General features: G+C 70.6%; 21 protein-coding genes. 14 read left to right on the forward strand and 7 right to left on the reverse strand.

Going from position 1 to position 25513, the window contains the following annotated elements:
* Position 1 precedes the first annotated feature (1 nt).
* From EBN03_RS27035 to EBN03_RS27080, 10 genes are all read left to right on the forward strand, one after another.
* On the forward strand, positions 2–580 hold the full coding sequence (locus tag EBN03_RS27035) for a C40 family peptidase (protein ID WP_122190968.1): 579 nt from the start codon (positions 2–4) through the stop codon (positions 578–580).
* Positions 581–749: 169 nt separating this feature from the next.
* Positions 750–1823: an NlpC/P60 family protein gene (locus tag EBN03_RS27040; protein ID WP_233608669.1), complete on the forward strand. Its 1074-nt coding sequence runs from the start codon at positions 750–752 to the stop codon at positions 1821–1823.
* Between the two features lie 105 nt (positions 1824–1928).
* A complete protein-coding gene (locus tag EBN03_RS27045; RefSeq protein WP_122190969.1) occupies positions 1929–2939 on the forward strand; it encodes a peptidase MA family metallohydrolase in 1011 nt (336 codons plus the stop codon).
* A gap of 37 nt (positions 2940–2976) precedes the next feature.
* Positions 2977–4128, forward strand: a complete 1152-nt coding sequence (locus EBN03_RS27050; RefSeq protein ID WP_122190970.1) for a glycosyltransferase family 4 protein — start codon at positions 2977–2979, stop codon at positions 4126–4128.
* Between the two features lie 66 nt (positions 4129–4194).
* Positions 4195–4584, forward strand: a complete 390-nt coding sequence (locus tag EBN03_RS27055) for a polyketide cyclase / dehydrase and lipid transport (protein ID WP_122190971.1) — start codon at positions 4195–4197, stop codon at positions 4582–4584.
* A gap of 35 nt (positions 4585–4619) precedes the next feature.
* On the forward strand, positions 4620–5057 hold the full coding sequence (locus EBN03_RS27060) for an SRPBCC family protein (RefSeq protein ID WP_122190972.1): 438 nt from the start codon (positions 4620–4622) through the stop codon (positions 5055–5057).
* A 23-nt stretch (positions 5058–5080) separates the two neighbouring features.
* Complete coding sequence (locus EBN03_RS27065; RefSeq protein ID WP_122190973.1) at positions 5081–6322, forward strand: ArsA family ATPase; 1242 nt, start codon at positions 5081–5083, stop codon at positions 6320–6322.
* The gene (locus tag EBN03_RS27070; RefSeq protein ID WP_233608671.1) at positions 6319–6798 is read left to right on the forward strand and encodes a hypothetical protein; all 480 of its coding nucleotides are present in this window, start codon (positions 6319–6321) and stop codon (positions 6796–6798) included. The genes EBN03_RS27065 and EBN03_RS27070 overlap by 4 nt, the downstream gene beginning before the upstream one ends.
* Positions 6795–7796, forward strand: a complete 1002-nt coding sequence (locus EBN03_RS27075; RefSeq protein ID WP_122190974.1) for an ROK family protein — start codon at positions 6795–6797, stop codon at positions 7794–7796. Before EBN03_RS27070 ends, EBN03_RS27075 begins: the two co-directional genes overlap by 4 nt.
* Positions 7797–7901: 105 nt before the next feature.
* Positions 7902–8621 (forward strand): lysophospholipid acyltransferase family protein, encoded by a 720-nt coding sequence (locus tag EBN03_RS27080; protein ID WP_122190975.1) that lies wholly within the window; start codon positions 7902–7904, stop codon positions 8619–8621.
* Positions 8622–8756: 135 nt separating this feature from the next.
* On the opposite strand, the gene EBN03_RS27085 is transcribed toward EBN03_RS27080, so the two are convergent.
* Positions 8757–9257 carry a polyadenylate-specific 3'-exoribonuclease AS gene (locus tag EBN03_RS27085; protein ID WP_122190976.1) on the reverse strand — a complete coding sequence of 167 codons (501 nt, stop codon included), beginning with the start codon at positions 9255–9257 and terminating at the stop codon, positions 8757–8759.
* A 139-nt stretch (positions 9258–9396) separates the two neighbouring features.
* On the opposite strand from EBN03_RS27085, the gene EBN03_RS27090 reads away from it, so the two are divergent.
* The 3 genes from EBN03_RS27090 (at position 9397) to EBN03_RS27100 (ending at position 11582) form a co-directional block, all read left to right on the forward strand.
* Positions 9397–10782 (forward strand): class II 3-deoxy-7-phosphoheptulonate synthase, encoded by a 1386-nt coding sequence (locus EBN03_RS27090; protein WP_122191043.1) that lies wholly within the window; start codon positions 9397–9399, stop codon positions 10780–10782.
* An 8-nt stretch (positions 10783–10790) separates the two neighbouring features.
* Positions 10791–11090 (forward strand): hypothetical protein, encoded by a 300-nt coding sequence (locus EBN03_RS27095; protein ID WP_122190977.1) that lies wholly within the window; start codon positions 10791–10793, stop codon positions 11088–11090.
* 159 nt (positions 11091–11249) lie between these two features.
* A complete protein-coding gene (locus EBN03_RS27100) occupies positions 11250–11582 on the forward strand; it encodes a hypothetical protein (protein WP_147471717.1) in 333 nt (110 codons plus the stop codon).
* A gap of 1 nt (position 11583) precedes the next feature.
* Here EBN03_RS27100 and pknB read toward each other — a convergent pair whose 3' ends face one another.
* Positions 11584–13527 carry a Stk1 family PASTA domain-containing Ser/Thr kinase gene (pknB, locus tag EBN03_RS27105; protein ID WP_122191044.1) on the reverse strand — a complete coding sequence of 648 codons (1944 nt, stop codon included), beginning with the start codon at positions 13525–13527 and terminating at the stop codon, positions 11584–11586.
* A 162-nt stretch (positions 13528–13689) separates the two neighbouring features.
* On the opposite strand from pknB, the gene EBN03_RS27110 reads away from it, so the two are divergent.
* A complete protein-coding gene (locus tag EBN03_RS27110; RefSeq protein ID WP_122191045.1) occupies positions 13690–14058 on the forward strand; it encodes an Rv2175c family DNA-binding protein in 369 nt (122 codons plus the stop codon).
* Between the two features lie 339 nt (positions 14059–14397).
* Here the strand turns inward: EBN03_RS27110 and EBN03_RS27115 are convergent, their stop codons facing one another.
* The 5 genes from EBN03_RS27115 to EBN03_RS27135 form a co-directional block, all read right to left on the reverse strand.
* The gene (locus EBN03_RS27115; protein ID WP_122190979.1) at positions 14398–17604 is read right to left on the reverse strand and encodes a protein kinase domain-containing protein; all 3207 of its coding nucleotides are present in this window, start codon (positions 17602–17604) and stop codon (positions 14398–14400) included.
* Between the two features lie 204 nt (positions 17605–17808).
* A complete protein-coding gene (locus EBN03_RS27120; protein ID WP_122190980.1) occupies positions 17809–20301 on the reverse strand; it encodes an Hsp70 family protein in 2493 nt (830 codons plus the stop codon).
* Entirely contained in the window at positions 20298–20645 is a 348-nt protein-coding gene (locus EBN03_RS27125; RefSeq protein WP_122190981.1) for a hypothetical protein, read from the reverse strand. Before EBN03_RS27125 ends, EBN03_RS27120 begins: the two co-directional genes overlap by 4 nt.
* 25 nt (positions 20646–20670) lie before the next feature.
* Positions 20671–24495, reverse strand: a complete 3825-nt coding sequence (locus EBN03_RS27130) for a tetratricopeptide repeat protein (RefSeq protein WP_122190982.1) — start codon at positions 24493–24495, stop codon at positions 20671–20673.
* Positions 24496–24603: 108 nt separating this feature from the next.
* A complete protein-coding gene (locus tag EBN03_RS27135; protein WP_122191046.1) occupies positions 24604–25488 on the reverse strand; it encodes a phytoene/squalene synthase family protein in 885 nt (294 codons plus the stop codon).
* Positions 25489–25513 lie beyond the last annotated feature (25 nt).

Below are 25513 nucleotides of genomic sequence, written 5' to 3' on the forward strand. Positions count from 1 at the left end.
CATGGCGATCAAGCGACAGGTCCAGGGGCTGCACCGCAACGCCCACCGTGCCGTTGCGGCCGGAGCCGTCGGCGCGGCGACCTTCGGCGCCCTGCTGGTGCCGGCCGCGACCGCCTCGGCGGCGCCCGTGGACATCCCGGGCATCGGGACCGTCGACGTTCCGGACCAGATCGCTTCGGTGCTACCGAATTCCGGCTCCGGCGGCTTCACGCTGCCGGGCGTGCCCGGCCCCGAGCAGACCGCCGGCGAGCGCGCCGCCGACGCCGCCCGCAGCCGAGTCGGCGACCCGTACGTCTACGGTGCGACCGGCCCGGACGCCTTCGACTGCTCCGGTCTCGTCCAGTGGTCCGAGGGGCAGGCCGGAAAGGACGTCCCGCGAACCAGTTACGAGCAGCTGAACTCCGGCGCCCCGGTCTCGGTGGACGAACTCCAGCCCGGCGACGTCGTGTCCTATTACGGCGGTGGCCATTCCGCGATCTACGTCGGCGACGGCACCATCGTGCACGCCTCGACCCCGGGCAGCCCGGTGGAGTACGCGCCGGTCGACTCCATGCCCATCGCCGGAGCCGTCCGCTTCTGACGGATCGGGGCCGGTCGGGGCCGGGTGCCGCCGAACGGCATAATCGGGACGAATCGAAGCGGGAATCGTGACGCATTCGTGGCCGTCTGGACACGGGGAGTCGCTGTTCCGTAATCTTATCGAGACATTCGGTGTGGTTACGGGTGACGGGAACGGGGCACAGGGCGCAGTGGATGGTTATCACCTCACCAAGACCGGCCGCCTGCTGGGCGGGACAGTCGCCGCGGGAGCGCTGCTCTTCTCCGCCTGTGTGAGTGGCGCCGCGGCCGACCCGGCCGGACCGCCCACCTCGGCCAGCGACGCGGTCGCCCGGCTCATGGACCTCTCGCACCAGTCCGAACAACTCAACCAGCAGGCGCTGGCCGTACAGGAAGATCTGAACGCCAAACAGGCCGCCGCCGACGCCGCGGACGCCAAAGAGGCGCAGACCAAGCAGGCCGCGGATGTGGCGCAAGCCGATGTGGCGCAACGACAACCGGCCTTCGACCGGGCCGTGATCGCGGCTTACGAAGGCACGCACAAAGATCCGATGTTCTCGCTGATGGTCAGCCGTTCGCCGCAGCAGATGCTGGACCAGATGTCGACGCTGAACATGCTGTCCACCCAGGCCGCCAACCGGATCGGCGTCTACAAGAAGGCCGACGATGCCGCCGACGTGGCCGAGTCCGCCGCCAAGAAGGCCGCCGACGCCGCGCACGCCGCGGCCGACGCCGTCGCGGCGACCCAGGCCGATCTGGAACGCCGCCGCGCCGACCTGCAGGGCTCGATGGCGCAGGTCATCGAGGCGTGGGGTCAGCTGTCCCGCGGCGACCAGGACAGTCTCTCCGGCGCGCTGTTCCCGCCCGGCTTCGACCGGGAGACCCTGCTCAGCGGCCTGGTGCCCGGCAGCGGCACCAGCGCACTGGCCGCCGCCCTGACCCGGGTCGGCGACCCGTACGTCTGGGGCGCCACGGGGCCCGATCAGTTCGATTGCTCCGGTCTGGTGCAATGGGCCTTCCACCACGTCGGCATCAATCTGCCGCGGACCAGCCAGCAGCAGGCCACGGTCGGCATGCCGGTGGACCGGGACTCGCTGCAGCCCGGCGACGTCGTCTTCTTCTATTCCGACGCATCACATGTCGGTATCTACGCGGGCAACGGCATGCTCCTGCACGCGTCGACGTTCGGTGTGCCGGTGCAGGTCGCCCCCATGGGGTCGACCCCGTTCTACGGTGCGCGGCGGTACCGGCTCGGCATGCAGTAACTCGCTCTACCTCATAAGGGAAGCCGATAACTTGCGCCCGAAGCGCAGGTTGTACCTTGTGCGGCGATCCGTGGTGAATAGCTCTTGACCGACCGAAGGGTGAGGATGAGCGCGTTCAGGGGGTTGCGCGGCTGGCTGGGGGTCAGGCAGCGCTTCGAGTTCATGGCGACCGCCACGATGACGGTGGCCATGATGGCGGTGGCCGGCGCGCTGCTGCTGATACCCGAGCCGGTGCTGCCTGCGCTGGCCGGGCCGCCGAGCGCGGATGTCGCGCCGCAGGCCGATCTGGCGCCGGCCGACCCGCAGATCGCGCCGCTGCACAAGCTGATGGAGTCCTACGGGCCCGTCGTGGTCCGGCAGGTGTGTTCGGAGGACGGCCGGGTCTCGGTGGTACTCGGGCACGCGCGGCAGCGACCCGATATCGAACAGCTGGCCGGTGAGGTGGAACCCGCGGTGACGGCCGTGACCGGTCTGTGGGGTCGCGGGTGGGCGCGGGCCGCGGTGCTGGTGGTGGCGTCCGGCCCGGCCGAGTTCGCGGCACTGACCCACACCACCGGCGCGGTCTCCGATCAGGTGGCGGCGGCCTCGGTATCGGATCCCTTTCCGCGCGGCGGACGACCGACCGGTCAGCGCGTGGTGTTCGCGGCCGATGCCGGTCGCCGGCTCGGCCCCGACGGCCTGCGGGACACGTTGCGGCACGAGCTGACTCATGTCGCGGCCCGGGCCGTGACGGTCGACGGTGCACCGCAGTGGGTGCTGGAGGGTTTCGCCGAGTACGCGGCGCATCGGGGTGAACAGCGCAGTTTCGCCCAGCTGGCACCGAGCCTGCTCGCCGCCGCCCGGGCCGGGCAGTTACCGGCCGAGCTGCCGAGTGACGCCGCGTTCGTGCCTGGTCCGGGAACCGACGCCGCGCTGGCCTACGAGCAGGGCTGGTCGGTGAACGCGTTCGTCGCCGACCGGTTCGGGGAGCCCGCGCTGGTGGACCTGTACCGGCGGCTGGCGACCGGTCCCGCCGACGCCGCCGCCGTCGACAGCGCGGTGCGTGCGGCACTGGGGATCGGGGCGAGCGACCTGGTCGCGCACTGGCGGGATTGGATCCGGGCCCGGGCCCAGTGAGATCCGCGGTCCGGCGCCGTCAATACACTCGGCTGCCATGGGGCGCACTCTGCTGGTCACCAACGACTTTCCGCCACGGCCCGGCGGCATCCAGAGCTATCTGCATGCCCTGGCCGGGCAACTGCCGGCCGACGACCTGGTCGTGTACGCACCGCGCTGGCGCGGTGACAGCCACCTGAAATTCGATGCCGCGCAACCGTTCCAGGTGGTCCGGCATCCCACGACGCTGATGCTGCCCACCCCGATGGTGTTGCGCCGCGCGGCATCGCTGCTGCGCAGCGAGCAGTGCGAGAGCGTGTGGTTCGGGGCGGCGGCGCCGCTGGCGCTGCTGTCGCCGTGGATGCGGCGCGCGGGCGCGCAGCGGATCTTGGCCAGCACGCACGGCCACGAGGTCGGCTGGTCGATGCTGCCGGGCGCGCGGCAGTCGCTGCGGGCGATCGGGGACTCCACCGACGTGGTCACCTACGTCAGCCGGTACACCCGCGGCCGGTTCGCCGCCGCCTTCGGCGCCGATGCCGCGCTCGAATACCTCCCGCCGGGCGTGGATTCGACGGTGTTCCGGCCCGACCCGGGCGCCCGGGCCGAACTGCGCGCCCGCTACGGACTGGGCGACCGGCCGACCGTGCTGTGCTTGTCCCGGCTGGTCCCGCGCAAGGGGCAGGACATGCTCATCCTGGCCATGCGGGAGATCCGGAGCCGGATCGACGGCGCGGTGCTGGTGATCGCCGGCGGCGGCCCGGACGAGCAGCGGCTGCGCCGGCTGGCCGGCGCCCTCGAACTGGACCGCGACGTCGTGTTCACCGGCCGGGTGCCCAGCGCCGAGCTCGCCGCCCATCACACGCTGGCCGACGTGTTCGCCATGCCCAGCCGCACCCGCGGCGCCGGCCTGGACGTGGAGGGGCTGGGCATCGTCTACCTGGAGGCCTCCGCCGCCGGGGTGCCGGTGGTGGCGGGCAACTCCGGTGGCGCGCCGGAAACCGTGCGGGAGGGGCAGACCGGCACGGTCGTCGACGGGCGCTCCGAACAGCAGATCGCGGACGCGATCGTCGCGATCCTGTCCGACCGGGACGCCGCGGCCGCCATGGGCGCCGCCGGGCGGGCGTGGGTGAGCGAGAGCTGGCGTTGGGACGCGATGGGCGCTCGACTGGGTGAGCTGCTGCGCGCGGAAGGCCGGGCGCGCTCGGTGTGAGATTCGGCTGTGCGGCTGGTCGGCTCGAACACCCCGCTCGCTCGGCTCTGGGTTAGGCTCAGCCCCGTGAGCAGTATCCAGATCGCGGACCAGACGTTCCTGGCCGCGCCCGGGGCCGTCGTCGCCGAGCTGACCAACGATCCGGCCCGCTGGCGGCGCTGGTGGCCCGACCTCGAGCTGCAGGTGCGAGAAGACCGGGCGGACAAGGGAATTCGCTGGACTGTTACCGGCGCGCTGACCGGCACCATGGAGATCTGGCTCGAGGAGTGCATGGACGGCGTGATCATGCACTACTTCCTGCATGCCGAACCGTCCGACGGTGTGGTGCCGCCGCTGCGGCAACTGCTGGCGGTCAACCGCACCCGGCGCGTGGCCGGGCGGAACATGTCGTTCGAGATCAAGGCACGAGTCGAGGCCGGGCGACCGGCCGGTGTCGCACCCGCTGCGGTCGCCTGACACTCGGCTCGGGGAGAAAGGAACAGCTGGCGGTCATGCCCGACCGGACTCAGAGGACGATCACCATCGACGCCCCCGCCGACCAGGTGATGGCTGTCATCGCCGACCTGCGGTCCTATCCGGAATGGGTGTCGGCAGCGCGATCGGTCGAGGTGCTCACCGAATTCCCCGACGGCCGCGCGAAGACCGCGCGGTTCGTGCTGGACGCCGGCGTGGTGAAGGACTCCTACGTGCTCGCCTACACCTGGCGGCCGGACGGCAAGGCCGTGAGCTGGCAGCTGGTCAGCGGTGAGCTGCAGAAGGCCCAGGACGGCAGCTACGAGCTGGTGGCCCAGCCCGACGGCGCGACCCAGGTGATCTACGAGCTCACCGTCGACCTCACCATTCCGATGATCGGCATGTTCAAACGCAAGGCGGAGAAGGTCATCACCGACACCGCCCTCAAGGAACTCAAGAAGCGGGTCGAAGGCTGAGCGCGACTCGCCTCGAACTTTTCATCGGCAAGGGTGGAGTCGGTAAGACCACCCTCGCCTGTGCGACCGCGATGGCGCACGCGCGCGCCGGGCAGCGGGTACTGGTCGCCTCGCTCGACCAGGCCCATTCTTTGGGTGACGCGCTCGGCACCGCGTTCCCGCACGGCGGCGGGGTGTCCACGGTGACATCCGATCTCGATGTGGTCGAGGTCGATTCGCTGGCCCTGCTGGAGGAACGGTTCCGCGGGGTGGCCGGTGCGCTCGCGGGTGCCGGGCACGATCACGGATTCGACCCGGGCGCACTGGATCCCGCCGAACTGACCGGCCTACCCGGTGTGCAGGAACTGTTGATGCTGGTGGAGATCGCGGGGTTCGCGCGGCGCGGCAGCTGGGACGTGATCGTCCTGGACTGTCCGCCCTCGGCGGACATGCTGCGCATCGTCACCGCGCCGGAGACGCTGCTCGGCTATCTGGACCGGATCTGGCCGGCGCCGGTGCGGTCCCGGAGCCTGGTGGGCGGCGATCTGCGGCGCGCGGTGCTGGCCGTGGTGGTCGACCGGATCGCCGAGGCGGTGGGCGAGGTGCGGGATCTGCTGGCCGATCACCGCCGGACCGGGGTGCGGCTGGTGACCGGCGCGGAACGGGTCGCGGTCGCCGAATCGGCCCGGGTGCGTTCGGCGGCGGCGCTGCTCGGGCTGCGCCTGGACGAGGTGGTGGTGAACAAAGTGCTGCCGCCGCTGCCGTCGGCGGGCGGGCCGCAACATCCGGCGGCACAGTGGTATTCGAGCCGCCGGGCCGAGCAGCTCGCGGTGATCGCCGAGCTGCGCCGCCGGTGCGCGGGGGTGCCTGTGACGATCGCGCACCACAGCGGGCCCGAACCGGTCGGGCTGGATTGTCTTGCGGCGCTGTCCCACGCGGTCGGTACCCGTGCTCCCGCCGGATCCGGCGATGCGGACCCTATGATGCTGGGCATCGATGCGGACGACGCCTCCGGTGCGGCCGATGCCGGTCACCCGCAGGTCCGGCTGGAGTCGGGTACCGGCCTGGCGTCGGTCTTCACGATGCGGCTGGACCTGCCGGTGGTGGACCCGTCGACGCTGCGACTCGGACGAGTGGAGGACGATTTGATCGTGGGAGCGGACGGGGTGCGGCGCCGGTTGCGGCTGGCGCCGGAGTTGCGGCAGTGCACGGTCGACGCCGCGGAGCTGACGGGCGACCAGCTGGTGCTCCGGTTCCGGCCGGACCCGCAGGTGTGGGCGCAATGACCTCGGCGAGCGCGCGCTCGACGGGACCGTCGGCCGAGCACGTCCACGGTGACGGATTCGGCGAGTTCACCGAAGAACTGCGGCTGCTCGCCGAGACCCTGCTCGAGCGGGTCGAACCGGTCTTGCGCCGCGCCGCCGCGGAGTCCGGCGCGGACGCCGGGCCGTGCGCGTGGTGCCCGATGTGTGCGGCGGCGGCGTTGCTCAAGGGCGACCACCACGACGTGGTCGCGGCTATCGCCGGGCACGGCACCGCGATCGTGACTGTCCTGCGCGAGGCCCTGGCGGGTGTACCCGTGGAACCCGTGCTACCACCGGAATTCGGGGCCGGGTCCGCCGCGCCCCGCGAATCCGCTGTGCCGGAGCCGGATTCGGCATCCGCGCCGAAAGCCGGTGCGACGCCTGCCGGATCCGCGGCGCACCGGCCGCCGCGCGGCACATCCGGATACGTCTCCATCCCGGTGACGATCAAGGTATGACCAGCACCGTCGGCCGGCAACTGCCGCTGACCGCCGGGATCGACGTGGGCGGGACCAATATTCGCGCCTCGGTCGTCGACGGCGCCGGTGAGGTGCTCGACACCGTGACCGCGCAGACCCCGCATTCCGCGGCGGCCCTCGAGGACGCGATCGAGCGGGTCGTGGGCGAGCTGCGCGCCGGGCACGCGATCGACGCGGTCGGCCTGGCCGTCGCCGGCTTCGTGGACGAGCAGCGCTCGGCGGTGCGGTTCGCGCCGCATCTGCCCTGGGAGGACACCCCGGTCGCGCGGCGGCTCGGTGCGCGGCTGGGTCTGCCGGTGATCCTCGAACACGACGCGAACGCGGCCATGTGGGCCGAGTACCGGTTCGGTGCCGCCTCCGGCGCGCACAACGGCGTACTGGTCGCGATCGGGACCGGGATCGGTGCCGCGCTGCTGGTCGAGGGCCGGCTGTACCGGGGCAGTTTCGGGGTGGCGCCCGAGCTCGGGCATCTGCGGGTGGTGCCGAACGGGCGCGCCTGCCCGTGCGGGAAGCGCGGTTGCTGGGAGCGGTACTGCAGTGGAACCGCCTTGGTCGACACCGCGATCGAGGCGCTCGCGACCGTGCCCGGCCGGGCGACGCCGCTGGCCCGCGAGGTGGTGCGCGACCCGGGTTCGCTGACCGGTCGCCGGGTCGCCGGTGCGGCGCAGGACGGTGATCCGGTGGCGCTGGCCGTGATCGCGGATTTCGCGCGCTGGCTCGGGCTCGGACTGGCGTTCGTGGGCGACATCTTCGATCCTGATCTGATCGTGATCGCCGGTGGCGTGAGTTCGTCGGCGCCGCTGTTCCTCGACGCCGCCCGCGAGCACTACGCGGCCGCGGTCACCGGCGGCCGGCATCGGCCGCTGGCCCGGATCCGCACGACCCAGCTCGGGGAGGCGGCGGGGATGATCGGCGCCGCGGAACTGGCGCGTGCCGCGCTCACCTCGGCTGGTGAAGCACGTGTTTCACCACTGTGAAATCGGTCCTGCGAGGTTTGTCGCGCCTGATGGCGGACGGTAGAGTCGCTAACGGATACCGCCGCGCGGAGTCGGAGGTCCACGGGTGCACGGGGAAAGGACGCGATGTTCTACTGGCTGTTGAAGTACGTGCTGGTCGGACCGTTCATGCACATGTACAACCGGCCCGAAGTCGAAGGTGTGGAACACATTCCGGCTGACGGCCCGGCGATCCTGGCGGGCAATCACCTGTCGTTCACCGACTGGCTGTTCACCCCGTTGCTGAGCCCGCGGCGCATCACGTACCTGGCCAAGTCGGAGTACTTCACCACCCCGGGCGTGAAGGGGCGGCTGCAGAAGTTCTTCTTCGCCGGCACCGGCCAGTACCCGATCGACCGCAGCGGCGCCTCGGCCGCCGAGGACGCGCTCAACACCGCTCGCAAGCTGCTCGCGGAGGGCCGCCTGGTCGGGCTGTACCCGGAGGGCACCCGCTCGCCGGACGGCCGCCTGTACAAGGGCAAGACCGGTGTGGCCCGGCTGGCGCTGGAGACCGGTGTCCCGGTGATCCCGGTCGCGCTGATCGGCACCAACGAGGTCTGCCCGCCCGGACCGTTCCGGTGGCGGCGCAAGAAGGTGATCGTCAAGTTCGGTAAACCGATCGACTTCTCCCGGTACGAGGGGATGAGCGGTAACCGGTTCGTCGAGCGCGCGGTCACCGACGAGATCATCTACGAGCTGATGCAGCTGTCGGGCCAGGAGTACGTCGACGTGTACGCGCACGGCCTGCGCAAGGGCGCGACCGACGAGCCCGAGGCCGCGCGGATCCCGGAGACCCTCGCGAGCTGATCGCCACGGATTCGACAACGGCCCCCGCCTGATCCCAGGTGGGGGCCGTTTCGTTGTCCCGAGCCGGGGGCCGCCGCGGCCGCGCGACACGAACGCCACGCGCCTGTCCGGCCGTCCGCCGAGGGAACCGGTGGTTCAGGCCGTCCGGCGCAGATGAGCTTCCACGGCCTCGAACTTGGCCAGGTTGTGGCGGGCGTCGGTCAGCGCGTCGTGCGCGCCCTTCGGGACGGGCGGCAGTGGTGGTCGGCCGGACATGTCCCAGTACTGGCGCAGTTCGTTGGTGTAGCGGGGCAGGTTGCCGGGCAGATCGACCATCGAACCCCACAGCTGGCAGAGCGCGACATGGTCGTACGCGCCGACCCAGGCCCACAGCTGCGGTTCGACCGCCGGGCGGGGGACCAGGAAGCGGTACAGCTCGTCCCGGATGGTCGCGCGGTCGCGCCACAGCGGTGACGCGGGGGCGGGCAGTTTGGGCAGCACGTTGCGCCGCACCCAGGGGCCGGCTTTGCGTTCGTCGAATTCCGTGGACACCGCGTAATATTCGCGCCCGTCCTCGCAGACCACGCCGATCGAGACCAGGTCGATGGTGACCCCGTCTTCGATGAACTCGCAGTCGTAAAAGTATCTGAGCGTGATCGCGGTGCTCCTTCTGGTGGCCGCGGGCGGGGTGCCCTCGGCATCGGTCGTCGATCCGCCCGATCCGGAACGCCGCGCGTGGTTGCCGACCGGATCGGGCGGTGTGGCCCGGCTATTCTCCCGTATCTATTCTGGGCAGGTGAACTGGACCGTGGACGTACCGATCGACCGCCTGCCGGAACTCCCTCCGCTGCCCGACGAGCTGCGCCGCCGGCTCGACGACGCGCTGGCCCGCCCGGCCCTGCAGCAGCCCTCCTGGGACCCGGTCCTGGCCGCGAACATGCGTACGGTGCTGGAGAGTGTCCCGCCGATCTGTGTCCCGGCGGAGGTCGACGAGCTGCGCACCGAGCTCGCCGAGGTGGCGCTGGGCAATGCCTTCCTGATGCAGGGCGGTGACTGCGCGGAGACCTTCGCCGACAACACCGAGCCGCACATCCGCGGCAATATCCGCACGCTGCTGCAGATGGCGGTGGTGCTCACCTACGGCGCGAGCCTGCCGGTGGTGAAGGTCGCGCGCATCGCGGGCCAGTACGCCAAGCCGCGCTCGTCCGACATCGACGCCATGGGCCTGAAGTCCTACCGGGGCGACATGGTGAACGGCCTGGCGGCCGACCCGGCCGCGCGGGAGCACGATCCGTCGCGGCTGGTGCGCGCCTACGCCAACGCCAGCGCCGCCATGAACCTGGTGCGCGCGCTGACCAACGCCGGCATGGCCGACCTGCACCGGTTGCACGACTGGAACCGTGACTTCGTCGCCAAGTCCCCGGCCGGCGCCCGCTACGAGCAGATGGCCGAGGAGATCGACCGCGGCCTGCGGTTCATGAGCGCCTGCCGTGTGCAGGACCCGACCCTGAAGGCCGCCAAGATCTACGCCTCGCACGAGGCGCTGGTGCTCGACTACGAGCGGGCGATGCTGCGGCTGGCGGAGAACTCGGCCGGTGAGCCGGCCCTCTACGACCTGTCGGCGCATTTCGTCTGGATCGGCGAGCGGACCCGTCAGCTCGACGGCGCGCACATCGCGTTCGCCGAGCTGCTGGCCAACCCGATCGGGCTCAAGATCGGCCCGACCACCACTCCGGAACAGGCCGTGGAGTACGTCGAGCGGCTGGACCCGCGCAACGAGCCCGGCCGGTTGACGCTGGTGGCGCGAATGGGCAACAGCAAGGTGCGTGAGGTGCTGCCCGGGATCATCCAGAAGGTCCAGGCCACCGGCCATCACGTGATCTGGCAGTGCGACCCGATGCACGGCAACACCCACGAATCGTCGACCGGTTACAAGACGCGGCACTTCGACCGCGTCATCGACGAGGTGCAGGGCTTCTTCGAGGTGCATCACGCGCTGGGCACCCACCCGGGCGGCCTGCACATCGAGCTGACCGGCGAGAACGTCACCGAATGTCTCGGCGGCGCGCAGGACATCTCGGATCTGGATCTGGAGGACCGCTACGAGACCGCGTGCGACCCGCGCCTGAACACCCAGCAGTCGCTGGAGCTGGCGTTCCTGGTCGCTGAGATGTTGCGGTGATACCCGACATGTCGGTGGTGTTCCGTGGGGCCGGTGCGTTGCGCGTCGACCCCGCGGATCGCACGATTCTGCGCCTGCTGCGTGATCGGGACCGGGAGGGGTATCCGTCGGAGGTCGTGCTGCGCGACGGCAGCCGGCTGCTGATCTACAACATCTCCTGGGGTTACGACCCGGTGACGGTTGCTGCCCAGGTCACCACCAATATCAGTCCGAGTGTGCGAGGTGCGCTGGTCGAGGTGTTCTCCACGCACGCGGTGGTCGCGGTGAACGATCCGGAGACGGGGGATCCGTTGCTGGCTGTCGCGTGACGGTGCGGCTACGGTCGATGCCGGGCTGAAACCGATTCTCCACCTGTGACAGGCGGTTCTCCGCTAGTGTTAGCTGATCAGTTGCTAATTATCGTCGATCGGGTAACATTTCCTCAATGGTTTCAAACGGGAGGAACCAGTGAGGCTTCTGGAGGCAGCATGCAGACCGTTTCGGTGACCGCCGGCCAGTCAATGGTCGTCAATCGGCACTCCGCACCACAGCTCGCACCGGTACTCGCACAGCACGACTTCGTGCAGGACGGTGTCCGCATCCGCGTCGCCATCGACCGGCCCATGGTCGACCGCGTCCGCGGCACCTGGCGCTGCCGGCTGGCCGTCACCCGCGGTGAGGGCGAGCTGGAACAGAGCCACGTGGTCGGCGCCAGCTCCGGCGCCGTCCTGGAAGAGGCCCTGAACCTCGCCGCGGCCACCCTCGGGGTCTCCGCGATCCAGCTGCTCAGCGACGCCCGCGTGGGCCTGGTCAGCCGGTAGGTCAGAAGGGCAGAACGGTCAGCACCACCTGGGTGCCGGGCTCCAGGCGAGTCCCGGCCGCGACGGACTGGATCCGCACGGTGCCACGATCGTTGCTCAGGATCTGGCTGATATTGACCTTCAGTCCCAGCGCCTCGAGCTGACCGCGCGCCGAACCGGCCGGCTGACCGGTCACGTCCGGCATCTTCACGGCGTTGGAGATCAGCAGGGTGACCGCGTTCCCGGACAGCACCGACGTGCCGGCGCCGGGATCGGTACCCACCACGACACCCCCGTCGATCTTCGAGTCGAACTGGGTTCGGGTGTCCTTCACCGAGAGTCCGGCATTGGTGATCGCGGTGGTGGCGTCCTGCTCGGTCCTGCCCCGGACATCGGGGATCGGGACCGGGGTCGAGCCCTTGCTGGTGTACATCTTCACCATCGCGCCACCGGGCAGTTCGGTACCCGGCGCGGGATCGAGTTGGGCGACAGTGCCTTTCGGTACCTGACTGGCGATGTCGCCGCCGCGCACCGGAATCAGGCCGGCGTCGCGGATCGCCTGCTCGACGGCGGTCACCTGGGCGCCCGGCTGCAGCGCCGGCACCTTCGGCTTGCCGCTGGAGACCAGCACCGCCACCGTCGAACCCTTGGCGACGTGCGCGCCCGCGGCCGGATCGGTGCCGACCACACCACCCACCGGAACCGTCTCCGACGCCTTGTCGCGGGTCGAGGTCTTGAAACCGGCGCTCTGCAGTTCCGCGGCGGCTCGGTCGACTGTCATGCCGGCGGTGGACGGCACCGAGGTGTACTGCCCGATGGCCGCCCACCAGGCACCCGCACCCAGCACCAGGGCGAGGACGACCACGGCGGCGGTGGCCCAGATCGCGGTCCGGCGGCGGGTCGGCTTGTCGACCGGCAAGTACTCCTGCGGGCGGCGCGGCTCGTGCGCCACCGGCCGCGCCATGCCGTGCTGGGCCGGGTCGGCGATCGGCTGCCCGGCGGTCAGCACCTGGGTGTGCGCGGGCTGCTCGAACCGATGGGTGGTGTCGTCGGCGCGCGGCGGCTGCGGCGCGGGACGGGCCGGCATCACCGTCTTGTACTTGGCCGACAGATGTTCGGCGGAATCCTTGGGGGAGGGCACGCGGTAGTCCGGCAGACCCAGGACGGCCGCGATGCGCTCGAGTTCGGCGCCCATCTCGGCGGCGTCGGCGAAGCGGTGCACGGGTTCCCGGGCGGTCGCGCGGGCCACCAACTCGTCGAACTCCGGCGGCACGCCCTCGATGAACGAGCTCGGCGGCGGCACATCCTTCTCCACCCGCTGATACGCGATCGACAGCGAGGTGTCACCGGTGAAAGGTGTTCGGCCGGTGAGCATCTCGAAGATCAGGATGCCGAACGAGTACACGTCGCTGCGCGCGTCGGCGGTGCCCTCGGTCACCTGCTCGGGGGAGAGGTAGGCGGCGGTCCCCAGGATCACGCTCGCCGACGTGGTCGACGAACCGGCCACCGCGCGGACCAAGCCGAAATCGGCGATCTTCACCTCGCCGGCATCGGAGATCAGCAGGTTCTCCGGCTTGATGTCGCGGTGGATCAGACCCGCGTGGTGGGCGACCGCCAGACCGGCCAGCGCCGGCTGGGCGACCGCGCGGACCGCGTGCGGCGGCATCGGGCCACGTTCGCGCAGCAGCTCGCGCAGGGTGCCGCCCTCGACCAGTTCCATGATCAGGAACGGGTACTCCCGGTCGACACCCTGGTCGTAGACCGCCACCAGCGACGGATGCTTCAGCTTGGCCACCGACCGGGCCTCGAATTCGAAGCGGCTGACGAACTGCGGATCGCCGGAGAACTTCGGATCCATCACCTTGATCGCGACGGGGCGGTCCAGTCGGGTGTCCTCCCCGAGGAAGACCATGGACATCCCACCTCGAGCGATCGGCGCATCGATGCGGTATCGCTCGTCCAGCATCTGGCCGATCAACTGATGTCCTCCGACTTTCACAACGCTTCCCACCTCTCGCGAGCACGGCGACACGTGGCTGTCGCCCCGGGACGACCTCCCCGATGTTATCGGGGGATACCGGCCGGGTGTCTCACGATGGGTCGTCGGCCACGGACTACGGTGTTCGGCGTGAGTGCCTTTCCTTGCAGCAGCGACGTCCTCCCGAAGGCGGTGACCCTGCTCTCGCTGCCCGATGTGGCGGAGCAACTCGGCATCGTGGTGACCAGAGTGCACCAGATGCTGCGGGATCACCAGCTGATCGCGGTACGCCGCGACGGTGTCGCCGGGATCCCGGCCGAGTTCTTCGACGAATCCGGGCAGGTCACGAAGCATTTGACCGGCCTGATCACCGTCATGCGCGACAGTAAGTACACCGACGAGGAGATCCTGGAATGGATCTACACCGTCGACGACTCCCTGCCCGGCCGGCCGATCGACGCCCTGCACGGCCCGCTGGCCCGCGAGGTCATCCGGCGAGCCGCCGCCGACCCGTTCTGAGCCGGCCACGGCCGGGGCGCGAACAGTGTCGCGGATCACATCCGGCGGGTGTCGGCGGCGTGCCGCACGCCCCGCCGCGCTGAGCCGTGCGTCCCGCCGGGTCCGCTGTCGCGACTCGGTTCGGTGAGCGAGGTCTCCGTGCGCTCGGCGCGGTAGATGTTCAGTGCGATCGGTGCACCCGGACAAGGACTCGTCCGGCCTCAGCGCACAATCTGACGCCTCTGACGGCAATATCTGCCACATGTGGGCGACCACGGTGCGCTCAGGCCGGGCCGACATCTGTGCATTCAGGCCGGTGATCGGACGGTACGGCGGCCGCGCGCCGGTGGAGTGCGCGGCTCACAGCCGGCGGACGTCACCCGCTGCGTTGTCGTGTAGGACGTTGTCGTCGAGGGTGACCGTGGCGCCGGGTTCGAGGTGTACGGCGGGTTCGTGGTCGTGGCCGGTGAGAGTGTTGCCTTCGACAGTGCCGGCGCCGCCGGCGGCGATCCAGATGCCGTAGCCGGTGTTGGCGCGGATCGTGTTGCGGCGCAAAGCCGGATTCGCGTGCCGGTAGACGCGGACGGCGGCTTCGCGGTGCTCGCTCAGGGTGTTGGATTCGATCACCGGGGCGCCCTCGAGCAGATCGATGCCGACGCCGTTGGCGCGAATCGTGTTGTGGCGCACGGTCGGATGCGCGCCGGACAGGACCGCGATCGCGCAGTCGTGCTCGGTGAGGGTGTTGTGTTCCAGTAGTCCGGCGGTGTCGGCGTCGCCGACGAGGACGCCGGTGCTGCCGCCGCGAATGTCGTTGTGGCGCACCGTGGGATGCGCGCCGTACTTGACGACCAGCGCCACCGCGTCCAGATGCGCACGCACGGTGTTGTCCTCCAGCAGCCCGGTGGTGGTCTCGTCGGCGATGTAGATCACCCCGAAGGGTGCGCCCGCGACCCCCTCGGGCCGGCCGTTGCGCCGCTGCCGTGGATCGGCGACGGTGTTGCGGCGCAGCGTGGATCCCGCGCCGGACTCCAGGCATACGGCCGGCCAGTCACTGTCGCCGGCGCCGTCCCCGAACTCGATCCGGTTGTCCGCCAACAGTCCGAGCGCACCCTCGGTCAGCCGCACCCCGATGTAGTCGCCGGCGCGCACGGTGTTGTGCCGCACGACCGGGTTCGCCCCCGTGCGCACCGTGAGTGGCACCGACGCGTGCTCGCGCCAGTTCCGGGCGCCGTGCAGCTCGTTGCGCTCCAGCACGCCGGCCGTGCCCTCGCCCTCGACGAGTACCCCGAACTGCGTGACGTCCTCGATCGTGTTCTCCCGCAACACCGGTGTGGCGCCGGACGCGATCAGCACCCCGGTGGGCTGTCCGTGGATCCGATTCGCTTCGAACGTGCCCCGGCCGCCGTCGAACACCGCGATCCCGCTCGAGCTCCCGTCCCGAATCACATTGCGGCGCAGGACCGGATCGCCGTCGTCGTGCACGGCGACGCAGGGACCGGCACTGCTGCGGAACTCGCACCCGGTCACTTCGACGCTGCCCGCCCCGATATCGAGCGCAGCCTTCGTGGACCCGGCCCCCTCCTGGATCACAGTCAAGTTCTCGAGCCTCGCCGCCGCCGTACACACGATCGTGTGACCGTCCGCCGAAATGATCACTACATCGTCCCGGCTACCCCGCCCGACCAGCGTGATCGGCTTGTCGATCCGCAGCGATTCACGGTACGTACCAGGGCAAATCGCGACGATGTCACCGTCCCCCGCACTGGAGATGGCGGCACCGATCGTGGCCGACGGGCCGGCCGGATCTACGACATGGGTGACCGAGCCGGGCGAGCCGTGAACCGTAACCGGCGGGCCGGAGACCGCGGCGCCCGATCGGTCGGCCGCGGCGGGCGGGTACACCGGGCCGGACGCTTCCGCACCCGAGCTGGCAACCGCAGCACCAGAACTGGGGGCTGCGTCGGCGCGGCCGAGCGAGTCGTCGGCTCGGTTCGGAGGGGGAGTTGCCGAGTCGGATACTGCCGCAGCTGAATTGGGAGCCGGCGGCTGCACGACGGCTGCGACTGGGCGGTTGCCTGCGGCCACCTGGCCCTGCACCGCATCAGCAGCTTCGGGGGCTGGGTCGGCGCGGCCGAGTGGGTCGACGGTTGGGTTCGGAGCCGGGGCTGCGGAGTTAGATGCTGCCGCAGCTGAATTGGGAGTCGGCGGCTGCACGACGGCTGCGACTGGGCGGTTGCCTGCGGCCACCTGGCCCTGCACCGCATCAGCAGCTTCGGGGGCTGGGTCGGCGCGGCCGAGTGGGTCGACGGCTGGGTTCGGAGCCGGGGCTGCGGAGTTAGATGCTGCCGCAGCTGAATTGGGAGTCGGCGGCTGCACGACAGGTGCCACTGGGCGGTTGCCTGCGGCCGCCTGCCCGTACATCGCGACAGCAGAATCGGGGGCGGCGTCGGCGCGGCCGAGTCGGTTGTCTGCTCGGCCCGGAGCCGCCGAATCGATCGGCGGGGCCGCTGAGTTCGGTGTTGCCGCAGCTGAATTGGGAGCCATCGGGTTCGCGCGGGCGGCCGCCGAGTTGTCGACTGCGTCCTGGCTCGGTGTGGCGGCGGCGCTGTCCTGAGCTGCCGAGGCCCGGTCTGCCGCATCGGCGGGGCCGCTCACCGCGGCGGCCGGTACACGGGTGGCGACCGGCGGCGGTGCCGCCGGTGGGGTGTGGACCGGGGGCGCGAATCTCGGGGGTGGGGGGAGGACGGCCGCGAGTGCGGCGGCGAGGGCGCCGCAGGTGGGGTAGCGGTCGGCGGGGTTCTTGGCGAGGGCTCGGGCGATCACCGCGTCGACGCCGCGGGGGAGGGCGGGATTGACCGCGCTCGCGGCCGGGGGCGGGGTGTAGAGGTGGGCGTAGATGAGTTGCGGGAGGTTGGCACCGGCGAACGGGGTTCGGCCGGTGAGGATGTGGAAGAGGGTGCAGCCGAGGGAGTAGACGTCGCTGGCGGGGGCGCCGGATGCGGTGCCGTGCAAGCGTTCCGGGGCCGCGTACTGGAAGCTGGCCAGCACCTTCCCGGTCTGGGTCAGCGAGGAGATTTCGTCGATCGGCTTGGCGATCCCGAAGTCGGTGAGCACCACCCGTTCTCGTGGTCCAGCGGTCAGCAGGATATTGGCGGGCTTGACGTCTCGGTGCAGCACCCGGGCGTCGTGCGCACAGTCGAGCGCGTCGGCGGTGGCGGTCAGGATCTTGACCGCCCGCCCGAGGTCGAGCGCGCCGGCCCGCAGCGCCTTCTCCACATCGGTGCCGTCCACGAAACCCATCGCTATCCACAGCCGCCCGCGCTCCTCACCGCGCGCGTGCACGGTCACGATGTTCGGGTGGTCGAGGCGCGCGACGATATCGGCCTCGCGCAGGAATCGGGCCCGCAGCTCGGCATCCTGCCCCGCCGCGTCGTTGAGCACCTTCAAGGCGATATAGCGCGGCAGGCTGCGGTCCTGCGCCAGGAACACCTGACCCATCCCGCCCGCCCCGAGCTCCCGCACAATCCGGAAGCCGGCGAACACGCCACCCGGTCCGATCGCGCCCATGACTGGTTGTTCCTCCCGTACCCGAATTCTGCCGACGATACCGACACCACAGGACCACACATCACGAGATCGGCGCTGCCGCACCGGCGTACCGTCGCCGGATGTGCTCGGCGCGCCGACCACACCCGCACACCGCGGGTTCGCGCGTCCACCGCACCGGTATCGGCCCGAGTCTCGGGTCCGATTCCGGTGCGGTGCAACCGTTTACGCGCTGCGGATCGTGCTGAACGGGTCCGGTTCCGCGGGCGGTTCGGCGAACAGGGCGCGCAGGCGGGTGTTGATCATCCGTAGGCGGTTGATCTCGCCGGCGCGGACCGCGGTGCGGCCCTCCTCGATCAGCTCGTCGGCCTGGTGCAGGTCGAGCATCTCGTTGCGGTCGCGGGCGAGGCGCTCGAAGATGATCACCTGGAGTTCGCCGGTGTGGTCGAGGACCCGGCGCCACAGGCTGTTCAGCTCGCCGGTGCGCTGGCGCAGCAGGTCGGGCGCGCGGCTGTCGATGGCCTCGCGCACCGAGACGTCCAGCTGGTCGTATTGGCGGCGGTAGATGTCGTCGCCCACGTCGTCGACCGCGCGCCGGACGTAGCCGAGCATCTCCTGTGCGCGGACCACCAGGCTGGGCCACATCAGCTCGTCCTCGGCCTCGTCGATGGCGGCCCGCAGATCCCGCAGGCGCTGGGCCGCGGCGACGGCGGCATCGGGGTCGGAGGCGGCCGCGTCGACCAGCTGCTGGACGTCGGTGACGGTCTGCTCGTCGTCGATGCGCATGAGCAGCAACTCCGAGGTCGGGTTGCCCACCGACTTGTGCCGGGCGCGGACGTCGGCCAGGCGCTGCAGTTCCAGATCGGTCTCCCGCCGCAGTTCGGCCGGGTCGGGCAGGGATTCGGTGCGCAGGTCGACCACGTTCTCGAACTCGGTGTCGAGGTAGGGCAGGTAGGCCCGCGCCACCATCATGCGTGACGCGTCGATCTCCAGCGTCACCTCGATCTCGCTGCCTTCGGGAACGCTGCGTTCGATCTGATCGGCGGTGATGTCGAGGCGGCCGATGATCCGGTTCCGGTCGGCGCGCGCGTGCTCGCCCTCGAGCACCGGGATGCGGATCAGGCCGGTCCGCCCGCCGCGGTGCACGGCGGCCGCGGTGCGCAGCCGCTTGCGGGCGCGCGCCGGCAGCGGCGCACCACGTTCGATCAGCTTCACCGTCGAGTTGTCGGCCAGGCCGACGCTGAGCGAGTGGATCAGCGGCGGCTGCGTCTCGACCGCACCGACGGTGTAGGACAACGTGTTCGGGCTCAGCTCGCGCCGGGTGCCGGTGGCGTCGGTGAGCTCGATCTCGAAGGTGTTGGCGGTCCCGGTCTCGGCGAACAGGTAGGTCTGGAAGGCGCCGTTCTCGCCGACCGGGACCTTGCCGCTGCGCCACGGCGGCCGCGCCGCCGAGTTGACCAGTTCGACGTTGAGCCCGGCCGGCACGGTCCCGTCGGCGCCGGCGATCACACCGATCACCAGCGGTTCCCGGTCCGGCCCGACCGGCGGGTACTCCAGCTGCACGGTGAATCCGCCCGCGACCGCGACCGGCGCCGACCCGCCCGGAATCCGTTGCGTACCGGCGAAGATCGCGGCACCGCGAGCCACGACCGTCATCGGGTCCTGGCTGAAGTCCAGCGGAATGCCCAGGCCGCGTTCGGGATCGGTGAGATGCTCGCGCAGGTAGGGCGACAGGGTAGGTCCGCCGACCAGGATCAGCTTGGCGATGTCCCCGGAACCGAGGTGTGCTTCCTCGATCGCCTTGCGGCACAGGTTCACCGAGCGGGTGAGCAGCGGTTCGGCCAGCCGCTCGACGTCCGCGCGCTGCAGTTCGTAGTAGAACTCGAACCGGTGCCGCCCGGTCCCGTCGTCGAGGTCGATCTCGATGTCGGCCGAATTACCGCGGGACAGCGCGATTTTCGCCTTCTCCGCGTGCAGCTTGAGCTTGTTCACCACCGGCCGCCAGCGGGCCGAACCGCGGGCCAGGTCGGGCAGGCCGAATTCGGTGCGAACCGCCGGGATCAGCAGCTCCTCGACGATGCGCCAGTCGATGAGTTTGCCGCCCAGGTAGTTGTCGCCGCGATGGTTGAGCACGGTGAACTCACCGTCGCGCAATTGGATCACCGCGGCGTCGAAGGTGCCGCCACCCAGGTCGTAGACCAGCCAGCGCGCGTTCTCGTCCGCGGCCTGGTAGCCGTAGGCGAGTGCCGCCGCGGTCGGTTCCTGCAGCAGGGGCGCGAACCGCAGCCCGGCGGCTTCGGCGGCGGCGCGGGTCGCCTCGCAGGAGCTCATGTCGAAGGCGGCGGGCACGGTGACCACGGCCGCTTCGATGTCTTCGCCGAGTCGCTGCGCGACATCGGCCCGCAGCGACTTGAGTACCTCGGCGGACAGTTGCGGCGGGGTGAGTTCGCGGCCGCTGGCGGCGAAGCGCACGGTCTCCTGCGCGGTGCCCATCCGCAGCTTGAACTCGGCGGCAGTGTTGTCGGGATCGGATTCGCTGCGTTCCTTCGCGGCCCGCCCGACCCGCAGTTTGTCGCGCTTGTCGATCCACACCGCGGAGGGGGTGGTGTCGGCGTCCTCGTTGTTCTTGATCACCTCGGCCTCGACGCCGCGCAGAACGGCGACGGCACTGTTGGTGGTGCCCAGGTCGATACCGAAGTCGACGGTGGTGCGAGTCATGGCTGAACCTCCGGAATCGCGACGACGATCTGACCGAGCTGGGCCAGTTTGCCGTCGAGGTACACGGTCGGCGTGATCGTCTCGGTGACGGTCTCGTGGCGCACAGCAGCCGACGGCGCGTAGGCGACGACCTCCACCGACTGGCCGGCGTCGAACCGCTCACCGGTGTGCGACTGGACCACGACCCCGGCCTCGGTGAGCGCGTCGTTGAGCGAATCCAGTTGCCGAGCCAGTGATTTCAGCAGCCGATCCGGATCCTGAGTTCCGGCTTCGACTTTGGTGCGCAACCGCCACACGCCGGTCGCGAGTTCCACCAGCAGTGGCCGGAAATCCTTGTCTGTCATCCTCTTTCCCCTCCGTCGCCGGCCGCTACGGCCTGGCGCCCTTCAACCAGCCGTCGGACATGAGTTCCAGCACGCGCGGATATTTGTAAGCCCGCTCGGGTGTCGCCCGCGCCGACGGCGACATCGCCATGGCGACCCCGATGATCGCCATCGGCACCCCGATGACCGCGGCCACGATCGCCCCCGGCGGATGCCCGTCGCTGAGCGAGATGAGACCGCCGAAGAACCCGGCGAGGAAGCCCACCAGGCCGAGCAGTGTGCCGATGGTCGACAACCGCTCACCGGGCCGGTGCTCCTCCCGGCATTCCGCGCAGCGCGGGACATCGACGTTCAGCGTCTTCCAGCTGCGGGTGTTCCCGCGCCGGACGACGTCGCGATGCAGGCCCGCCTCGAATTTCGCGGCCTCCGCGGCCGGCCGCTGCTCGCAGAACCAGCAGGTGTCCACCAGCCGCTGCGCCTCCGCCCGCCGCTGTGTGATCTTGCCCAGGGTGGAATCCTGTTCGCGGACATAGTCCTTGGTCTCGGTGCTCTGCGCCATCGGCCGGATCCGGTCCAGTAGCTCGCGGGTCGTCTCCAGCTCACCGGTCTCGTTGAAATAGCCGACCGCGCAATTGGTGACGGTGGAAGCGATCCGGTCCTGCGCCCGCACGATCAGCTCGTCGTCGGGAGCGGGGACCATGCGCATCCGGACCAGCTGCTCCCCGGCCGCGGCGAGCAGGTCCCGGGCCGCCTGGGCCGCCTGTTTCGGGTCCTCGTCGAGGGTCTTGCGGGCGGCCACGCACAGTTCGTCGACCCGGAACCGGGCCAGGATCGCCCAGTCGCCGGCCAGTTTGTCGCGTACCGCGGGCGTGGAGGCCACCACCGCGACTCGTTCCAGGATGGTGATCGTCGGTGCGGCCGAGCGGGTTTCGTTGAATTCGGCGGCGGCAGCGCTCATCGCGCTGCGAGCGATGTCGTCGTGCAGGCCGTTCACGATCGCGTCCGGCGTGGGCCGCAGCCGGTCGATGACCAGCAGCGGAAGCTGCGCGCTGTCGAGCAGCCGGTCCGCCGCCGCGACGGCCCCGGTCGGTTCGTTGTCGGCGATGCGGGCCGGTTCGGCGGTGAACGCGCCGGTGCGGGCCGCCAGTTTGCGAACGGCCGCGTCCCGCGCCGCCTCGATGGTGGCCGCGTCGAACACGCTGGGCGCGTTGCCGATCTGTTCGGCGAACCTGGTGAGCACGTCGACGTGCAGGTCGGCCCCGGCCTGATCGCCGTCGAGTGCGGCCCGCACGATCAGATCGGAGTGGATGCGCAGCAGCGCGGCCGGCAGGGCGTGCCGCAATTCCGCCAAAGCCGGTGTGCCGAGCCGGTTGTCGCCGATCTTCTCGGCGCGCTCGCGCAGCCGCTGCCAGGTGGCGGCGGCACCGATGGCCACATCCCAGGCGGTCAGGGCGTCCAGCCACGTCTCGATCCGGGTGCCCAGCTCGGATTCGAGGGCCTGGACGTGGCGCACGACGGCGATATTGTGGGCCGCGATCGGGTCCTGCCGCAGCGCGTCGAGCCAGATCCGTTCCGCGCTCTCCATATTCGCGCCCGGCGCGCCCGGGTCGACACCGTCGGTGGGCCACAGCCAGAACAGTTCCTGCACCAACCGCTGCAGCGGCTCCCGCAACTGGTTGAGCGCGGTCTTGACCTCGCCCGGGTCCGGCTCGGGAACCGGGGGCAGCAGGCCGGCTCGCGCCAGTGGCGTGCCGAGCCGCTCACTGGCCTCGAGTTCGGTGACCCGTCGGCGCAGGCCGCGGCCGTCGGCATCGGTGCGCAGCCCGGCCAGCCGGAAAGCGTTGCGCCGGTGAGGCGCATCCTCGAGCGCCGCGTCCAGCACCGCCGCCACCCCGGTCGCCGTCTCGGGTGCGGGCAGGCCCAGTTCCGCCGCCGGAACCGGGCGCGGCAACGCGGTGGCCGCGACCGTTCGGGTGCCCACGACCGGCTCCGGCGCTTCCTGGGTCGCCCCCACGATCACGAGATTGGAACGGGCAGTGTCGTTTCCACCCGCCGCCGACCGCGCGAACCACGCGGAGGCCGCGGCGGCGTTGCGTCCCGCACCGCGTGACCACAGCAGGTGGCCGATGTCGTTCATAGCGGTGGCGTGCCCGCCGGCGGCGGCCCGCTCGAACCAGATCAGCGCCATCGGATCGTTGTCCGCCTTGGCCAGCAGCCCGAGTTCGTAAGCGGCCCGGGGATATCCGGCCTCGGCCGACCGCTCGTACCAGACCCGGGCCGCGGCGAGATCCTTCGGTTCGAGGGTGAACCGGTGCAGTTGGCCGAGATTGAACATGGCGATCTTGTGACCGCTCTCGGCCGCCTTCTTGTACCACGTGCGGGCCGCGGGAACATCGCGCGGCTCGACCTTCTCGGCCAGCATGTAGGCCAGCTCGAAGGCGGCCTCGCTGTGCCCGGCGCCCGCCGCCTGCTCGTACCACGTGCGGGCGGTCGCGTAGTCGTGCGGCTCGATCACCGTCGACAGCAGGTAGCCGAGTTCGAAGGCGGCCTTGGTGTGCCCGGTGGCCGCGGCCTTCTCGTACCAGCCGCGCGCGGTCGCGGGGTCGGCCGGCGCCAGGTCGGCGAGCCGGCCCAGCTCGTAGAAGGCGTCGACGTCGTCGCCTTCGGCCGCGCGCTCGAACCAGGTGCGTGCCGTGGCCAGATCCGGCGGTTGCATCGTATAGCGGTGCAGGTGACCGAGATTGAACGCCGCGTTGGTCACGCCGGCCGCGGCGGACTTCTCGTACCAGTATTGCGCGGCGGCGAGGTCGCGCGGTTCGATCCGGTTGACGAACATATAGCCCAGCCGGAAGTAGGCCTTGGTGTTCCCGGCTTCCGCGGCCTGCTCGTACCAGCGGCGAGCGCTCGGATAGCCGGCCGGGTCCATTTCGTCGATCAGCCCGAGCTCGTAGAGCGCGTCGGTGTCGTCCTTGTCGGCGGCCCGCACGAAATATCTTCGGGCGGCGGGGATGTCCGGCGGGTCGAGGGTGTACCGGAGCAGGTGGCCGAGGTTGTACAGGGCGTTGACGTTGCCGAGTTCGGCGGCTTTCTCGTACCACCCGCGGGCGGCCTGCGGATCGCGCGGCTCCAGCTTCTGCGCGCAGAGGTAGCCGAGCCGGAAGTAGGCCTTGGTGTTCCCGGCCGCCGCGGCTTTCTCGTACCAGCGCCGGGCGGCCGGATAGTCGTTCAGGTCGAATTCGTGGATGCTGCCGAGTTCGTAGGGCGCACCGGTGTGCCCGGCCGCGGTCGCGCGCTCGTACCAGGCGCGGGCCGCGTCGAGGTCGTGCGGTTCGATCCGGAACCGCAGCAGCAGCGCGATGTTGTTCATGGCCGAGGCGTCGCCGGTGGCGGCTGCCTTCTCGTACCAGTGCACCGCGGTGACGTTGTCGCGCGGCTCGATACAGTCGCTGAGCAGGTAGGCCAGCCGGAAATAGGCGTCGGGATATTCGGCTTTCGCGGATCGTTCGAACCACGTTCGCGCGGTATCGAATTCCGGCGGGTCGAGCCGTTCGCTCGCGATGATGCCGATGTTGTACATGGCGACCGCGTCGCCGAGTTCGGCGGCCTTCTCGTACCAGCCGATCGCGGTGCGCTGGTCGCGGACGTCGTCGCTCTTGTCCAGCACGAACCCGAGTCGGAAGTAGGCCTTGGTGTTTCCGGCGGCGGCCGCCCGCTCGTACCACTCGGTGGCGCCGGCACGGTCCGGCGGATCGGACTTCTCCAGCAGATACCCGAGGTCGAACATGGCGGACGCGTCACCGGCGGCCGCGGCCCGTTCGTAGTCTGCGCGCGACTGTGGGCCGGTCCCGCCGGCCCCGGTTGGTTCCCCCACGTTGCGGTCTTTCTTCCTGCGTCCCTAGCCGATACGGCTCCTCCACCGCAAACACTACAGGGCCGCAACGGGACTCACCGCCGCCGGTGGGAGTGGTCGGGCGTGCTGCTAGGAGCGGGCGAATTCGGTTGCGGCGACCCGGAATCGGCGGTGCGCGGGCACGGTGGCGCGCCGGCTGAAGATCGCGTAGCCGGAGCGTTCGATCTCGTCGAGAATGCCGGCGTAGAGCCGGGACGCGGTACGGATGGCGGGCCGCACCCGGGGGCGCAGCAGCTCGATCCCCGGATCGGCGACGCGGTAGCCGGCGCGGTTCACCGCGATCAGGTCGGCCAGCGCGCGCCGCACCCGCCGGTCGGTGTGCCCGGTCCGGTGGCAGAACGCGAGCAACTCGTCGTCTACACCGAACGCCGCCAGGTGGTCACCCGGCAGATAGACGCGGCCGCGCTCCAGGTCCTCGGCGACGTCCCGCAGAAAGTTGGTGAGCTGGAACGCTTCTCCGAGCGCGGCCGCCGCCGGCTCGGCCTCGGCGAGCGGCACCACCGTCCCCAGGATCGGCAGCAGCTGCAGCCCGATCGCCGCCGCCGAACCGTGCATGTAGGTGCGCAGTTCGGCCAGGTCGGTGTAGCGGGTGCGGAACTGCGGTGTGCCCGGCACGTCCATGCGCATGGCGTCGAGGAAGGCCCAGAAGTGCCGGTGCGGGATGCGGTAGCGCGTGATGGTCGCGGCCACCGCGTACAGCACCGGATCGTCGCCGATCGGGCCCGGATGGTCGAGTCGTTCGCGCAGCAGTTTCTCCAGTCGGTCCAGTTCGCCGGGCGCGTCGTCGTGCGGGTGGTCGACGATGTCGTCGACGGTCCGGGCGAACGCGTACAGCGCGTGCACCGCGCGCCGGTCCGGGGGCGCCAGCAGCCGGGTCGCCAGATGGTAGGTGCGGCCGTGCTCGGCGGCGATCCGTTCGCAGTGCCGGAAGGCGTCCGTCGCAGTCACGGGCATGCCGGGCAACGCGACCGCGGGTGCG

Source organism: Nocardia stercoris (assembly GCF_003696265.1).
Lineage (GTDB): Bacteria > Actinomycetota > Actinomycetes > Mycobacteriales > Mycobacteriaceae > Nocardia > Nocardia stercoris.

What these genes read in the sequence shown, in the direction of transcription:
- EBN03_RS27035 (WP_122190968.1), top strand. Translation starts at nt 2, where the DNA reads ATGGCGATCAAGCGACAGGTCCAGGGGCTGCACCGCAACGCCCACCGT.
- EBN03_RS27045 (WP_122190969.1), top strand. Translation starts at nt 1,929, where the DNA reads ATGAGCGCGTTCAGGGGGTTGCGCGGCTGGCTGGGGGTCAGGCAGCGC.
- EBN03_RS27050 (WP_122190970.1), top strand. Translation starts at nt 2,977, where the DNA reads ATGGGGCGCACTCTGCTGGTCACCAACGACTTTCCGCCACGGCCCGGC.
- EBN03_RS27060 (WP_122190972.1), top strand. Translation starts at nt 4,620, where the DNA reads ATGCCCGACCGGACTCAGAGGACGATCACCATCGACGCCCCCGCCGAC.
- EBN03_RS27070 (WP_233608671.1), top strand. Translation starts at nt 6,319, where the DNA reads ATGACCTCGGCGAGCGCGCGCTCGACGGGACCGTCGGCCGAGCACGTC.
- EBN03_RS27075 (WP_122190974.1), top strand. Translation starts at nt 6,795, where the DNA reads ATGACCAGCACCGTCGGCCGGCAACTGCCGCTGACCGCCGGGATCGAC.
- EBN03_RS27080 (WP_122190975.1), top strand. Translation starts at nt 7,902, where the DNA reads ATGTTCTACTGGCTGTTGAAGTACGTGCTGGTCGGACCGTTCATGCAC.
- EBN03_RS27095 (WP_122190977.1), top strand. Translation starts at nt 10,791, where the DNA reads ATGTCGGTGGTGTTCCGTGGGGCCGGTGCGTTGCGCGTCGACCCCGCG.
- EBN03_RS27100 (WP_147471717.1), top strand. Translation starts at nt 11,250, where the DNA reads ATGCAGACCGTTTCGGTGACCGCCGGCCAGTCAATGGTCGTCAATCGG.
- pknB (WP_122191044.1), bottom strand. Translation starts at nt 13,527, where the DNA reads ATGCTGGACGAGCGATACCGCATCGATGCGCCGATCGCTCGAGGTGGG.
- EBN03_RS27115 (WP_122190979.1), bottom strand. Translation starts at nt 17,604, where the DNA reads ATGGGCGCGATCGGACCGGGTGGCGTGTTCGCCGGCTTCCGGATTGTG.
- EBN03_RS27120 (WP_122190980.1), bottom strand. Translation starts at nt 20,301, where the DNA reads ATGACTCGCACCACCGTCGACTTCGGTATCGACCTGGGCACCACCAAC.
- EBN03_RS27125 (WP_122190981.1), bottom strand. Translation starts at nt 20,645, where the DNA reads ATGACAGACAAGGATTTCCGGCCACTGCTGGTGGAACTCGCGACCGGC.
- EBN03_RS27135 (WP_122191046.1), bottom strand. Translation starts at nt 25,488, where the DNA reads ATGCCCGTGACTGCGACGGACGCCTTCCGGCACTGCGAACGGATCGCC.